General features: G+C 44.1%; 12 protein-coding genes and 1 pseudogene. 9 read left to right on the top strand and 4 right to left on the bottom strand.

What is annotated here, in order from left to right:
* Positions 1-407: 407 nt before the first annotated feature.
* Both Dvar_RS14045 and Dvar_RS14040 read left to right on the top strand, forming a co-directional pair.
* A complete protein-coding gene (locus Dvar_RS14045) occupies positions 408-815 on the top strand; it encodes a hypothetical protein (protein WP_419662329.1) in 408 nt (135 codons plus the stop codon).
* Positions 816-1,461: 646 nt separating this feature from the next.
* The gene (locus Dvar_RS14040; protein ID WP_419662328.1) at positions 1,462-1,887 is read left to right on the top strand and encodes a GNAT family N-acetyltransferase; all 426 of its coding nucleotides are present in this window, start codon (positions 1,462-1,464) and stop codon (positions 1,885-1,887) included.
* 199 nt (positions 1,888-2,086) lie between these two features.
* Here Dvar_RS14040 and Dvar_RS14035 read toward each other — a convergent pair whose 3' ends face one another.
* Entirely contained in the window at positions 2,087-2,233 is a 147-nt protein-coding gene (locus tag Dvar_RS14035; protein WP_419662327.1) for a hypothetical protein, read from the bottom strand.
* Between the two features lie 94 nt (positions 2,234-2,327).
* Between Dvar_RS14035 and Dvar_RS14030 the strand changes: the two genes are divergently transcribed.
* The gene (locus Dvar_RS14030; protein WP_419662326.1) at positions 2,328-2,936 is read left to right on the top strand and encodes a methyltransferase domain-containing protein; all 609 of its coding nucleotides are present in this window, start codon (positions 2,328-2,330) and stop codon (positions 2,934-2,936) included.
* A 514-nt stretch (positions 2,937-3,450) separates the two neighbouring features.
* Here the strand turns inward: Dvar_RS14030 and Dvar_RS14025 are convergent.
* The gene (locus tag Dvar_RS14025; RefSeq protein WP_419662325.1) at positions 3,451-4,278 is read right to left on the bottom strand and encodes an HAD-IIA family hydrolase; all 828 of its coding nucleotides are present in this window, start codon (positions 4,276-4,278) and stop codon (positions 3,451-3,453) included.
* Positions 4,279-5,751: 1,473 nt separating this feature from the next.
* Between Dvar_RS14025 and Dvar_RS14020 the strand changes: the two genes are divergently transcribed.
* The 6 genes from Dvar_RS14020 (at position 5,752) to Dvar_RS13995 (ending at position 11,497) form a co-directional block, all read left to right on the top strand.
* Positions 5,752-6,453, top strand: coding sequence for a cobalamin B12-binding domain-containing protein (locus Dvar_RS14020; RefSeq protein ID WP_419662324.1), 702 nt, complete (start codon positions 5,752-5,754; stop codon positions 6,451-6,453).
* Complete coding sequence (locus Dvar_RS14015) at positions 6,437-7,240, top strand: methyltetrahydrofolate cobalamin methyltransferase (protein ID WP_419662323.1); 804 nt, start codon at positions 6,437-6,439, stop codon at positions 7,238-7,240. Before Dvar_RS14020 ends, Dvar_RS14015 begins: the two co-directional genes overlap by 17 nt.
* Positions 7,241-7,374: 134 nt before the next feature.
* The gene (locus Dvar_RS14010) at positions 7,375-8,466 is read left to right on the top strand and encodes a uroporphyrinogen decarboxylase family protein (RefSeq protein WP_419662322.1); all 1,092 of its coding nucleotides are present in this window, start codon (positions 7,375-7,377) and stop codon (positions 8,464-8,466) included.
* Between the two features lie 479 nt (positions 8,467-8,945).
* Complete coding sequence (locus Dvar_RS14005) at positions 8,946-9,197, top strand: transposase (protein WP_419664110.1); 252 nt, start codon at positions 8,946-8,948, stop codon at positions 9,195-9,197.
* Complete coding sequence (locus Dvar_RS14000; RefSeq protein ID WP_419662321.1) at positions 9,197-10,000, top strand: Druantia anti-phage system protein DruA; 804 nt, start codon at positions 9,197-9,199, stop codon at positions 9,998-10,000. The genes Dvar_RS14005 and Dvar_RS14000 overlap by 1 nt, the downstream gene beginning before the upstream one ends.
* Before the next feature lie 54 nt (positions 10,001-10,054).
* On the top strand, positions 10,055-11,497 hold the full coding sequence (locus Dvar_RS13995) for a hypothetical protein (protein ID WP_419662320.1): 1,443 nt from the start codon (positions 10,055-10,057) through the stop codon (positions 11,495-11,497).
* A gap of 242 nt (positions 11,498-11,739) precedes the next feature.
* Here the strand turns inward: Dvar_RS13995 and Dvar_RS13990 are convergent, their stop codons facing one another.
* Positions 11,740-12,009 (bottom strand): tyrosine-type recombinase/integrase, encoded by a 270-nt coding sequence (locus tag Dvar_RS13990; protein ID WP_419662319.1) that lies wholly within the window; start codon positions 12,007-12,009, stop codon positions 11,740-11,742.
* Between the two features lie 104 nt (positions 12,010-12,113).
* Positions 12,114-12,590, bottom strand: a pseudogene (locus tag Dvar_RS13985) (tyrosine-type recombinase/integrase); the annotation flags it as partial.
* Positions 12,591-12,820 lie beyond the last annotated feature (230 nt).

The raw sequence follows: 12,820 nt of genomic DNA, 5'->3' as shown, positions 1-12,820 counted from the left end.
GGGCTTCGTTATGTTGTGCTAACTTACCCGGAGACTCGGCCTTATATGACGTTTCTGTTCGTCGGCTCACAGTTTTGCACTCGGGCTTCCTCCAGACAGCTCCTCGCGAGGCTGCCCTTGCCGTCGGCTAATGTTTCGATCTGAGCCAGAGGGGCTCTGATCGGGTTCACACATAGGGGACTTGCACCCCATTAGTTCACGCCCATGCCGGGCGTACACAATCGCATGCACTCGGACAGCAAAAAGCGCCGCTCGTTCCTCGCTCTGTGTTTTTCTACCGGCGATTCGAAACGTTAAGCGGCGCACAGCACCGCTTAACTGGCGCAATCTGCCTCGCCATCTCGCGTCCGTTCGTCGTGCAAAACTCACTGAATCAAAATAGCAGTTCAATTAAGAAAGGAATCAATATGAAGAATAAGATTTTTCAATTCTTTATTGCCTTATCAGTTATTTATAGCTGCAATAACCCCGAAAGTTCTGAAAAAGAGGCAATATTAAAAGTCGAATTTCAATGGACTGAGAACTCAAGTTGCAAAGGCCTATCACCGCCCATCAGAGTGCTGGATATTCCGCAGAACACTAGTTTCCTCAAAGTCAATATGATCGACCTTGACATGCCGGCGGTAAAACATGGAGGCGGAGAGATTCCGTATGATGGATCATCAAAAATAAAAGAGGGTGCACTGGACAGCTACTATGGACCATGTCCACTTCCTGGGAGTGTTCATTCTTATGAAATAACGGTTCAAGCTTTAGCATCAGACGATAAAACCGTAATCAGTCAGGGTAAAGCGATTCGAAAGTATCCAGACTAAAGGCTTTCTGTTGGTGAGAGACGTCCCCGCATTACATGGTTGGGAAATGGCGTATTATCGAAATCGAAGAAGTAAAAAAATAAAATTGGGGCGCCGGTGGCCAACTTTGCGCAGATAAATATCCGGATTAAGAGAAAACGCACCAGACAGGATGTAAGCATGAAAAAAATTATATGTTTGTCGATCTTTTTAATAATTGCTGGGTACGCAATTGCGGCATTGCCACCACGGTATCAAAACATAAAAGATCTGGATGTTATGGTTGACTATATAAAAAAAAACATCCGGAAGTTGCATCTACATTGGAATCGATAGATTTTTCAAAATACACCATTTATTTTGGAAATGGATGTAAAGCGGTATTTGGTAGAAAGTCAACCATAAAGCCACCAGGAATGGTAGGGCCTGCAGATCCTTTGGAGTTCAAAAATCAAACTGTCCAGCAGACTAAAGGGCAAATATCGCTACGATACCGGGTTGTAATGAGTTGTAATGGGGACATTCAATTTTTAAACTTTTTTTCTAACCGCAATTCATATAACTTTCCATGCCCAGCTTATCGCGAATAGGTGGGAGGTGGTACCCTTTTCCATATTGAGAAGGTTGCCACCCCACAACTTTTCGTTATGGTCAAGCATAAAACAACATGATACGAAAAATTGAAAAAGAAGAAATCAATGATGTTTTGAATATTTGGATAAACGCTTCAATACAGGCGCATAATTTTATTGATGAGGAATTTTGGAAGTCAAAAACGGTTGATATGCGTGAAACATATATCCCCAATTCGGACACATATATTTTTAAAGAAAATGAAATTATAAAAGGATTTTTCTCTCTTCACGGTAATACGCTTGCAGCTATGTTTGTGTCGCCAGAGTTTCATAGCAACGGTATTGGACGAGAAATGATGGAGAAAGCAAAATCCTTAAGGAACAAGTTGGAACTTACTGTATATAAGGAAAATCCGAAAAGTATCGAGTTTTACAAAAAATGTGGGTTTCAAATTATTAAAGAAAAAGTTGATGTACACACTGGGCATATTGAGGTCTTAATGAATTTCAGCTCATAACCCTCGCCTGCACAGGACCGCAAAAGGCGAGCGGCTTTGGCTAAAACGGCTTCATCCCCCCTTGCAACAGAACCATCGAGGTAGTCCTCTGTTTACAATCTCCATATAAAATGGTAATCTTTTCAAGAATATGCTCCAAATTGTCTTAGTCCAACCAGTTTTATCCATCACCCAGCAACGCGATAAAAAGATTTTGAGGTCAGATCTGCTTTTGAGTGGAGTGCATCCTTTCGTTTTTTAATGGTATGGCGGGACGACGGATAAAACTCTCTACGTTTGAGGAATTGCCATGAACATCAAAGAATTTGTTTCTATTTTGTGTTAACGTGCCTTTGGCGGTCATCATTCCCTGCTCTCCTGTGATGGTGGGTTATGTTAGCTTGAGAAATTTTAAATTTTTAAAAGTCAACCTATTTTTCAAATCAAAGGTATATATTGGAATGAATCGACAAGCAATTGGCGCAAATCCGGTGGGCGTTATTGGGAAGCTTGCCGGAAGAGTTATGAATTTAATACATAAAAAGCAGTATGAACGAATTGTTCAAAAAATTTATAAATCTGAAAAAGAAAAATCCATAAATATTGTTGATATTGGCTGTGGAGGTGGAATCGCCGTGAAGCACCTATCTAAGGTCTTCGATAAAGCTCAGGTTTTTGGAATAGATATCTCTTCTGATATGGTTAATTTATCCAAAAAAATGAATAGAAGAGCAATCTCAGAAGGAAGGGTGAAAATACTCAACAATGATGTTGAAAATATGTATATTTCTGATGGATCGATCAAAATCATAACCGTATTTGATAATATAAATTTCTGGACAAACCATAGTAAGGCGTTCTCAGAGATAAAAAGGGTTCTATGTAAAAATGGCAGAATTTTTATTGTGAATGGATATCCAGAAGTAGGTACACGCTGGTACGATTTTGTTAAATTTAAAAATATCGATGATTATAGAAATCTATTCGATGATAATGGATTTTCGTTAAGGAACCATGAATTAAGTGGCCGTACTATTATTCTTGAAGGAGCATTTAGCTATCGGGAATAGGGGTTGGGAAGGGTTCACACCCTCCCCGACCTCCGAAACGTGCATGTGTTTTTCCCGCACACGGCTCTCCAATCGGTGGATTAGCCATATAATCGTTCGGAAAATTGAACGCCGGAAAATATTCATTGATGACCAGGATTGATATAGCTTTATTGAGCGACTATGGCAAATTGTTGAGCACACGTAAAACGTTTGTCACGCATGAAAGTTTAACAGTAACCGCCATTAAAGTGCGGGTAACTGAATCAACAGATTGGTATAATAAGATAAATTCTTGGAAAATATTCCCTGGAAACGTATCAGGCGAGTACTTTTGGGGGTAAAAAACCGATCCAGTTCTCTATAAAGCTCCAGTGACTTGCCTCTCGCTCCCATGCTCCGCGTGGGAGCGCCCATTGCAGGCTGCTGGATCTGTACACATGCCACGTAAGGGCGAAAAAAACGAAAAGGTGTGTTCTGGCAAGACCGTTATCATGCAACCGCCATGAATGACGGCCAAAAGGTGATTGTCAAATCACCTTAATTTTTCTACCCTCTCCCTTTTTGAGGAGATTATTTCTGGATCAATTTCTCCCAGGTTGCGAAAAACATAATCCGGTTGATACGGGAATCGAGTCATTGCCGTCCTGGTTGTCACTCCGGATAGGACCAGACAGGTTGTCATCCCCGACTCCAAACCACCTACTATGTCCGTATCCATCCTGTCGCCAATCATAAAGCAGTTCGCAGAATGGACCCCCAGTTTCTTTCTTGCCCAAAACATCATTGCCGGATTCGGTTTTCCAAGAAAGTATGGATTAACGCCGGTCACTTTTTGGATCGGAGCAACCAATGCACCACATGCAGGCACTGGACCTCTTTGACTGGGTCCGGTCAAATCCTGATTGGTGGCGATAAATTTTGCACCTTCTTGGATCAGGTGAGTCGCCTCTATGATTCTCGCATAGTCATACTCCTCGGTCTCGGCGACGATCACATAATCTGGATTGTTGGATGTAATTTTTATTTTCGCCTTCTGCAATTCGCGTAAAACCCCATTACCACCTATCACATAGGCTGAACAGCCATTTGGTTTTTGTACTTTCAGGAAACTGGCAGTGGCCATAGCAGAGGTGTAAAAATGATCCTCTGGTACACGGATTCCCCTGTCCAGCAGGCGTGTTCTGAGCTCCGACGCGGTATGATACGAATTGTTCGTTAAAAACAGAAACTTGTAATTCCCTTTGATTAAACGATTCACAAATTCTTTCGCACCTGGAATTAAATGCGACCCGGTATAAACCACACCGTCCATATCAAGAATGAATGATTTCTGGTAACTTCTATCGTCCAAAATAATCAAGCCTTTCCTTCTTTCGATGCCCGGCCTTGTATTGTTACCCAATTAGACCGTAACGTATCCGAAGTCCCGATGTTGAAGCATTGGGGGATTCTGTACTGAGGATAGCATTAATCAGCGATTCATTCACCATCTATTAGGTAAGCATTGGATTTGAATTAGCAGAAGAAAAATGGCGAATCTTCCCCATACCCCTTGGAACAAGCGCTGACCCCGCGGACCGAATAAGGAGTCCACGGGGCCAAGGGTAACAGACTGATGGAGTAGAGGCAAGGTGGCCCACAAGCTGATTATTTTTTCTGGGGCAGGTTACCGGATACGCTCGATAATCAACTCGACCACGGGGTTGCGCCAGTCGTACGTTGCTGGATCAAAGCTGAAAAGGGTCGCCCATTAAAGTGCGGGTCAAGTAAAAAAACACCTCCCCGTACGAAAAAATAGACTTTTTTCGCTTGGCCAATATTATTTGTTTAAACGACGTTTTCGCTGTTTCCCTTCTTCCGCGCCCGTAGCTTCAATTTGGTCGGTTAGATCGACTGTGGTCGATCCGCACCAGTCACCCATCGGGATCAAGATGGTCTATGCCATCCCTGGCTCAAAGAGCCCCAGAAGACCTTCGGTACCATGCCGATTCCAAATGATGTTTCACAGACCAGTGGCTTGAAGCCAACCCTATCGTGGATCACGGCATGGGCGGACGTTTGTGATTTTCGATTTATTACAATTTATTTATCAACAATGATTCTTCCATCATATTGATAGTTCCTTCCCTTCTGATTCTTGATCTGCCTTTCCAATCACCGACTGATACCCTGTGTGAATCACCAGCCACCCTCAATTACAGATATCAAAATTCCGATTCTCCAAAATCATTCAGTATCCCGGTACAGGTTACATATTGTGGATATTTCGCATCTTTCTTGAGGTTTATTCAAAGGCGGCCAAAGAGCCGTTATCAACATGTATTTTTCACCCAAGGCTAATTTAAATTAGGATTAACATCTTGTTTGCTGTTTTATTTACATTTTTAAGGTTCGCTATTTATTGATTCGGTGAAAGCTTGAAACTATTTCGTTTTAGACTATCTAAATATCCATGTGTGTTTCATAGATCATGCCTCATTAACTCTATTTTTGAAGTATATTCAGTTCATATGTTATAAGTATTATACCATAATATTTATTCTACCTATTGAAATAGCACATTTTTTTTTAAAAAATCAATTTATCTTCTTGACAAAACAGAATTATTTATATTGAATATAACTCAATTTAGATGAACAGAATTCACTGCTTGAATATTCATCAACGTCTAAGTGGGTGAACGGTTAAAACATCTCCACTGACCTAATTCGTAAACCGAGGCGTCATTTACTCTCTGGACATCCGGCTGTAGCTTTCAGTTAGCTGCATCTTAAGGACGTATTGCCGGAAGCACACAGCAATTTACAGTAATTAAAAAAGAGGAGAAAAATAAATGGCAGTAGAAGATATCTATCAAGCAATTTTGACTTTTAAACATAAGGAAATAGCTGGTCTTGTACAAAAGGAACTCGATGCGGAAACTGAAATTTCCAATATTCTTGACGATGGCCTCATTGCCGCCATGGACGAGTTCGGTAAACAGTACAGCGACGGCAAGCTCTTTGTGCCGGAAATGATGGTCGGCGCCTTGGCTATGAAAAACGGATTGGCCGTCATAAAACCGATAATGGCCCAAACAAATACTGATCCCAAAGGTACCGTTGTCATCGGCACCGTGAAGGGAGACCAACATGATGTGGGAAAAAATCTTGTGAGCATGATGCTTGAAGGTGCCGGATTCAAAGTCGTTGATATCGGCGTCGATAAAGATACCGCTGCTTTTGTAAAGGCGATAGAAGAAAACAAGGCGAATATTGCTGCGCTATCATCTCTTTTAACCACCAGTATGCCGGCCATGGAAAAGATCGTTAATGATCTAAAAGAACATAACGGCGTTAAAACCATGGTGGGGGGCGCGCCGATTTCCTTAGATTTTGCAAATAAAATCGGAGCGGATGGATACGGCGGAAATGGACCGGACGCCGTGGAAACGGCAAGAAGGTTAATGGCTGAATCCGCCAAAGGCATACAAGATGTCGATTCTCGACCAATAATTCCCGACAGGCAAGGAGTTTTGTATGCTTATAGTAGGTGAACTTATCAATGCCAGCCGAAAAAAAGTAGGAGAAATGATTAGGGCCAGGGATACGCTTGGCATTCAAAAGATCGCTAAAGAGCAGGTCGGCAATGGTGCGAATTATATTGATGTGAATGCCGGTATCTTTGTGGACAAAGAGCCAACCTATTTAAAATGGTTGGTTGAAACCGTGCAGGCGGCTGTGGACACACCTTGTTGCATTGACAGCCCAAACCCGGTTGCCATTGAGGCCGCGCTGTCGGTACACCGAGGCGAGGCCATGATCAACTCCATTTCCCTTGAAAAATCACGATACGAGGCCTTGCTATCGCTCGTATCCGGGACCAATTCTAGAGTTGTTGCCCTGTGCATGAGCGACGACGGCATGCCGATCACCCCGGAAGATCGAATTTCTATAGCTGACACTCTAATAAACGGCTTGACCCAGAAAAATGTGCCGATGAAAGATATCTATGTAGATCCACTTGTACAACCGATATCAACCGATCCACAGGCCGGCAAATCATTTTTAAAAACCGTCAAAAAAATCATGACTACCTACGATGGCGTCCACACCATTTGTGGACTATCCAATATATCGTACGGGCTGCCGCTACGGAAATTATTAAATGAGTCTTTTATAATTATGTCGATTGCCCATGGATTAGATGCAGCGATTATTGATCCGCTGAACAAATCCATGATGGCCGCCGTCATTTCCACGGATGCGCTGTCCGGTCGGGATGAGTTTTGTATGAACTATCTCAACGCATACCGGGAAGATCGGCTCGATAAACAACACTAACTACCTGTTATAAATTTTCTTCCCGATCGTTATGAAACGGAGCGAATATAAAATGTAGTCAGCTTCGAAATTTTACCTTCAGCCCAATTTGGCGAATCACTCAACGTATTAACCTAATTAAAGGAGAGCCCAACATGACAAAACCGATGACACCGCCAGAAAGAATGATGGCAGTATTGATGGGGCAGGAAAAACCGGATAGAGTGCCTGTTGTGCCATTTATTCAATCGTATGCGGCTAAAATCATGGGAATGCCTCTCAGTGGCTTCTGGGAAGATGGCGACAAGTACTTTGATGCCAACTTTGCCAGTATGCGACTCCATGGATATGAGCAAACACCTCTTTTTGGATATGCCGCCTGTGGTCCCTGGGAATTCGGTGGAAAAATCGGAATGCCTGGAGAAGGAACCACCGAGTTAGCGCCTTATGTCATTGAACCGCCGGTAAAGACCCTTGACGACATCGAAAAATTGGAGGTCCCCACCTTTAATGGCGAACTGCCCGGTGCATATCCCATTACCGACCGGGTGGCAGAGCGATGTGTTGAGATGGGAATGCCGGCAGGATTTCAGGCAGGCAGTATTTTCTCCGCAGCTGCCCAGGTGGCACCCACCAATAGTTTTTTAGAATGGGTGATCACGGAACCGGATGCCGTTAACATGTTGATGGACAAAGTCACCGATATGTTCATTAACGCTTCAGTATATTTTGCCGACAAATTCGGTGCCGAGAACTGCATGACCTTTCAAGCGGGACCTTTGGAAGCCAATGGGATGATCTCACCGGTCACATTTAAAAATTTGGTCTATCCCTATATCTTAAAGCTCAACAAAAAGTTAAAAGAACTCGGCATTGGCATATCAATGATGCATCCGTGTGCCGACCAGAATTTAAACATTCCTTACTATGTACAAATGAGAGAAGAATGTGATTGGTTTGGCAGATACATCTGGATTTTTGGCCCGGAAACCTCCATTCCCGATCAAATGAAAGCCTTTGGGGACCATGATATCATTTGCGGCAATGTGGACCCCATAGAAATTCTAAACAAACCCTATGAGGACGTCGTACAGCTCTGTAAGGAAGCCCTTGAGCTGGGGAAGGACAACGCCGGTGGATTTATCCTGACACCGGGCTGCGAATTTCCGGCCGAGGCGGCCTCAATTAAAGTTATGGCCATGATGGACGCCGCCGAACAGTTTGGCCGTTATAACCAATTGAAATAGTTGCCAAAACCGGCTCGCTATTTATAAAATGCGAGCCGGTTTTATATAACATTATGCGAATATGAAATTCTCAGGTACTTCTAAAGCTGAATTTTCTCCTGCATCCGCTTCAGCAGTTATTGCGCTATGTATCATGTTCGGTGCAAATCCCTGTCAACTTTTCCGTGAAATCAGCGGTGAATACCCAGTTTTCTGGCAATGGTTCTTTCGGAATGACCTCGCCGATTCAATGCAATAATATCCACGTACGCCTCCCATGCAATCATGGCGACGCCCTCCTTTCATAAAGGAGTCTACCATGGGTTGACTTTCAATGGGTGGTACACTTTTCGTTGCCATTTTAGGAAAAGGGGTAAAAGGAAAAGGGGTCGCCCAAATTAACCATTTGAAAAAATTTCAGATGTTATAAAAACTGTCCCATTTAATAGGGCAATATCGCCTTTTTGGGCATTAAAAAACGCAATATAGGGGGGACGCCTGTGGCTCGGGCACACCGGCATTACATACCAGGGCATATTTGGCATATCACCCACCGATGTCATAAAAGGGAATTTTTGCTCAAGTATGTCAAGGATCGTCATCGCTGGTTGCAGTGGCTTTTCGAGGCAAAAAAAAGATACGGACTGAGTATTCTGAATTACGTAGTGACATCAAATCACATCCATATACTAGTTTATGACAATCACGCCCAAGAAACTATACCTAAGTCGATGCAGCTTATTGTCGGCTGATGGACGACAATCCGGATTGGCACCGCACCCGGTTATCCATTGAACTATGCCGAATGTGGAATTGGCGTACCGATAAAGGTCAGCTCAAGGACATTGCCTGCCGTACTATGTTGCGAAAGCTCGAACAACGTCAGCTCATTGTGCTGCCACCTCCTTTGCGACCGGGCAATCATACCCGACGTATCCGTGATATCCCTCATCGCTGCGATCCCATCGAGGGATCGCTGGATGATCTTCGTCCGATTGAGATCATCATGGTCAATGGCCGTTCAGACAGCGATCACCTTTTTCATTGTCTAATGGATCGCTACCATTATTTGGGGTGCCACGGCCACGTCGGCGAGCACATGAAATATGTGGTCTACGATTGCAACAAACGGCCGCTGGCCTGCCTGCTTTTCGGATCGGCAGCCTGGAAAACTACCGCACGAGACCGTTACATCGGATGGAATGCGGCCACACGTCAGGGAAATCTGAAACTTTTAACCAACAATACCCGGTTTTTGATTTTACCCTGGGTTCGCATTACCAATTTGGCCAGTTTCATCCTGGGCGCTTGTCTCAGAAGGTTGCGGTCTGATTGGTATACACGCTATGGCCACGATTTATGCCTGGTTGAAACATTCGTCGATCGTTCCCGCTTTGCAGGAACCTGTTATCAGGCTGCCAATTGGCTGAAATTGGGACAAACCAAAGGTCGTAGCCGCCAGGATCGCTATCGAAAGTTGAAGGTGCCGATCAAAGACCTGTACGTTTATCCGTTGACAGCCGATTTCAAAAAGCGCTTATGTGCCGTAGGCTGAAGCTTCGCTACTTACGCAGCAGGCATTCGAAAACCTGCTACCTGCGAGGCTGCCATGGAGACCACTTTTGATGTTCAAAAGCTGCAACGGTCCATTGATGATATCATTTCCGATTTCCACAAGCATTACGATGCCAACCGGCTAATCATAGATCTACGAACGCTCCTTTTTTCTACCATTGAGGACTTGATTGTATCTGTCATTGAGAATCTGTTCTCCGATCCATATTTTTTGAAGACCGTAAAAAAGCTGGCAGCAAAACTCGGGTTTCGCTTCAAGGGTTTTAAATCCACCAGCATCCGGCTTTTATCCGGCCGGTCGTTACCGATCGAATCCCCTTATTTTGCCAAAGCCCTTCCCAAGTCACGCCGTGGTAGTAAAAGGAAGAAACGAAAACCGAAAAGCGGCAGTCATCTGGGGCTGGCCTATCTGGGATTAATCGATCGTTGCAGCGCTGTTTTGGCATCAGCGTCTGTTCAGGCAAGCTTATTGTGTCCATCATTTGAGATTGCCAATCGGACACTGTCTTCTTTTGGCATCGAAATGGGTATCAAACCGATCCGACGATTGTGTATGCACATGGGTAATCGGGCAATGGAAAATCGGCATCGGATTACATTATCGGAAAAAGACCATGTAAGTGGTCGTATTTTGTTCGTTTGCATCGACGGCGGTCGCCTTCGTGAACGACGGGCCAAATTAGGACGATTGTCTCGTGATCAGAAACGCAGAGGGTATTATACCGACTGGCGGGAACCGACACAAATCGTTATTCAATGGCTCGACGCCGAAGGGAATCCGATCAAAGAAATTGCCCCGCTTTACGATGCCACGATGGCCGACATTAACGGTTCGTTTGAATTATTGGAAGATTATCTTCGTCAAATCGATGTTGCCAAGGCCGACGGAATAATCTTCTGTGCGGACGGCGATCGCAGATATTGGAAACGATTTTCCGCTCTTGCTGAAACGCTTGAGGTCAAGGAATGTTTCCAGGTAATCGACTATACGCATGCCAAACAGAATTTGCATATTGTTGCGGATCATCTTCCCAAAACCCTTGAATCCAAAGATCGGGCGGCGATTCTCAAGGATTGGAAAAACCTGTTATGGCGAGGAAATTTGAAGGAAATCCGAAATCAGATACGTCAGTACATCACGTATCCGTCGAAGCTGAAGAAAGCATTGAACAAGTTCAAAAATTACTTCATGAAAAATCTCCGGCGGATGCAGTATGCGGCCTTTCGCTTATTAAATCTGCCGACCGGTAGTGGTTGTGTTGAAAGCGCAATACGCCGTGTGATCAATCTTCGTTTAAAATCACCGGGTATTTTTTGGAAGCGTGAGACCGCTGAGGTCATGCTTTTTCTCAGGAGCACATTGCTTTGCGGGCGTTGGGATAATATGCTGGAACACTTGCTACAACTGAATCGGGGGCAATTTGACGTCGGGCACAAATTGGGATTGCACCCCCATCGAAGGATGGCTTCGAATTAAAAGAAACCATTGATCCCTATAATGCCCGTTTTGAGGCCGAAAAGTGCAATATTGATGCGAATAACACCTGGCATTGGGATCTAAATCCTTGAATTTCAGCATGATAGGTTGGGTGACCCGCACTTTAATGGGTGACCCCGTTTAAGTTTAACCCCGTTTAACTTATGACCTTTAAGTGGGTTTGGGGCATGGAGGCACCAAACGTTTCAATATATTCTGGTCCGAATTTGTTGAAAATCTCATTAATGGTGGTCATGATCGAATCCTTTCATGATGCCATCAATGCGTTGATAGGCGTCTTCATGCCCCGTTTTCGTCAGGTGCAGGTAGCTCAGGGTTGTTTCGAGGTTGCTGTGCCCCAAATAGCGTTGGATGACGCGCAGGTTTACACCGGCCTCCAGCAGGTGGGTGGCATAGGAATGGCGAAGCGTATGAATGGTGACGCGTTTTTTTCGGATGTCGGCCGCATTCTTTGCACTGTGGAATGCGCATTGAACACTTGAAATGGCCATTGGATTATCTGTTTTTTTGCATTTTTGCCGCTGTTTTTCATTGCGGGAAAAAGAAGCTTATGGTGGCGGTGAGAACACCAGTGCTTTCTTAAAAGGGACAGGGTTTCATTGGGCAGCGGAACATACCGATCCTTGGCGCCCTTGCCTCGATGAACGTGAATCATCATGCGGTCGCTGTCGATATCGGAGACTTCAAGGGACAAGCCTTCCTGAAGTCGCAATCCGCATGAATATACGGTTGTTAAAAAAACGAAATGATGGAAAGTGGTCAGTTTAGAAAAAACCCGATGAATTTCATTTTGGCTGAGGATATCCGGCAGCCGTCGTTCTTTTTGGGGTTTAAGAATTCCTAGAATATGCCAATCGCGTTGGATGACATGTTCGTAAAAGAATTTGATGCCACAAAATGCGATTTGAAGAGTGCTCGGTGACCAATTATTTTTTGTTTTTCGGTGGAGAAAATATTTTTGCAGTTCCTCTTCAGTGATCTGATCCGGTTCTTTGTCAAAGAATTCAACGAACATACGTAAAGCGCGGGAATAGACCTTTCTTGTTCGCTTGCCTTTGCCGTTGAGCTGCATGGCTTCATCATGCTTTTTGCACCATTTTGATTCGTACCACCAAGAATTACGTTTCATGTTACCTCTCCTTTCAATGTGGGTTGTATAAGAACGCTGTAGAGGTTTTAAAAACCGGATGATGGATATTGCAAGGACTGGACTGGGGGAGTTGTATTTATATCTGGAAGGTGATGGCTACTCTGCCGCGTAGCGGCTTGCTTGAACCAGGGCTTTCAGTGGATCGCGAGGAC

This window comes from Desulfosarcina variabilis str. Montpellier (assembly GCF_048565275.1).
GTDB classification, from domain to species: domain Bacteria; phylum Desulfobacterota; class Desulfobacteria; order Desulfobacterales; family Desulfosarcinaceae; genus Desulfosarcina; species Desulfosarcina variabilis.
Note: the sequence above shows the minus strand (reverse complement) of the source record. Positions and strands in the feature narration are given on the sequence as shown.

Coding starts and splice junctions, on each gene's coding strand:
- Dvar_RS13990 (WP_419662319.1), bottom strand. CDS start 12,009: ATGGCCATTTCAAGTGTTCAATGCGCATTCCACAGTGCAAAGAATGCG.
- Dvar_RS14000 (WP_419662321.1), top strand. CDS start 9,197: ATGGACGACAATCCGGATTGGCACCGCACCCGGTTATCCATTGAACTA.
- Dvar_RS14040 (WP_419662328.1), top strand. CDS start 1,462: ATGATACGAAAAATTGAAAAAGAAGAAATCAATGATGTTTTGAATATT.
- Dvar_RS14035 (WP_419662327.1), bottom strand. CDS start 2,233: ATGATGACCGCCAAAGGCACGTTAACACAAAATAGAAACAAATTCTTT.
- Dvar_RS14010 (WP_419662322.1), top strand. CDS start 7,375: ATGACAAAACCGATGACACCGCCAGAAAGAATGATGGCAGTATTGATG.
- Dvar_RS13995 (WP_419662320.1), top strand. CDS start 10,055: ATGGAGACCACTTTTGATGTTCAAAAGCTGCAACGGTCCATTGATGAT.
- Dvar_RS14045 (WP_419662329.1), top strand. CDS start 408: ATGAAGAATAAGATTTTTCAATTCTTTATTGCCTTATCAGTTATTTAT.
- Dvar_RS14015 (WP_419662323.1), top strand. CDS start 6,437: ATGCTTATAGTAGGTGAACTTATCAATGCCAGCCGAAAAAAAGTAGGA.
- Dvar_RS14030 (WP_419662326.1), top strand. CDS start 2,328: ATGAATCGACAAGCAATTGGCGCAAATCCGGTGGGCGTTATTGGGAAG.
- Dvar_RS14020 (WP_419662324.1), top strand. CDS start 5,752: ATGGCAGTAGAAGATATCTATCAAGCAATTTTGACTTTTAAACATAAG.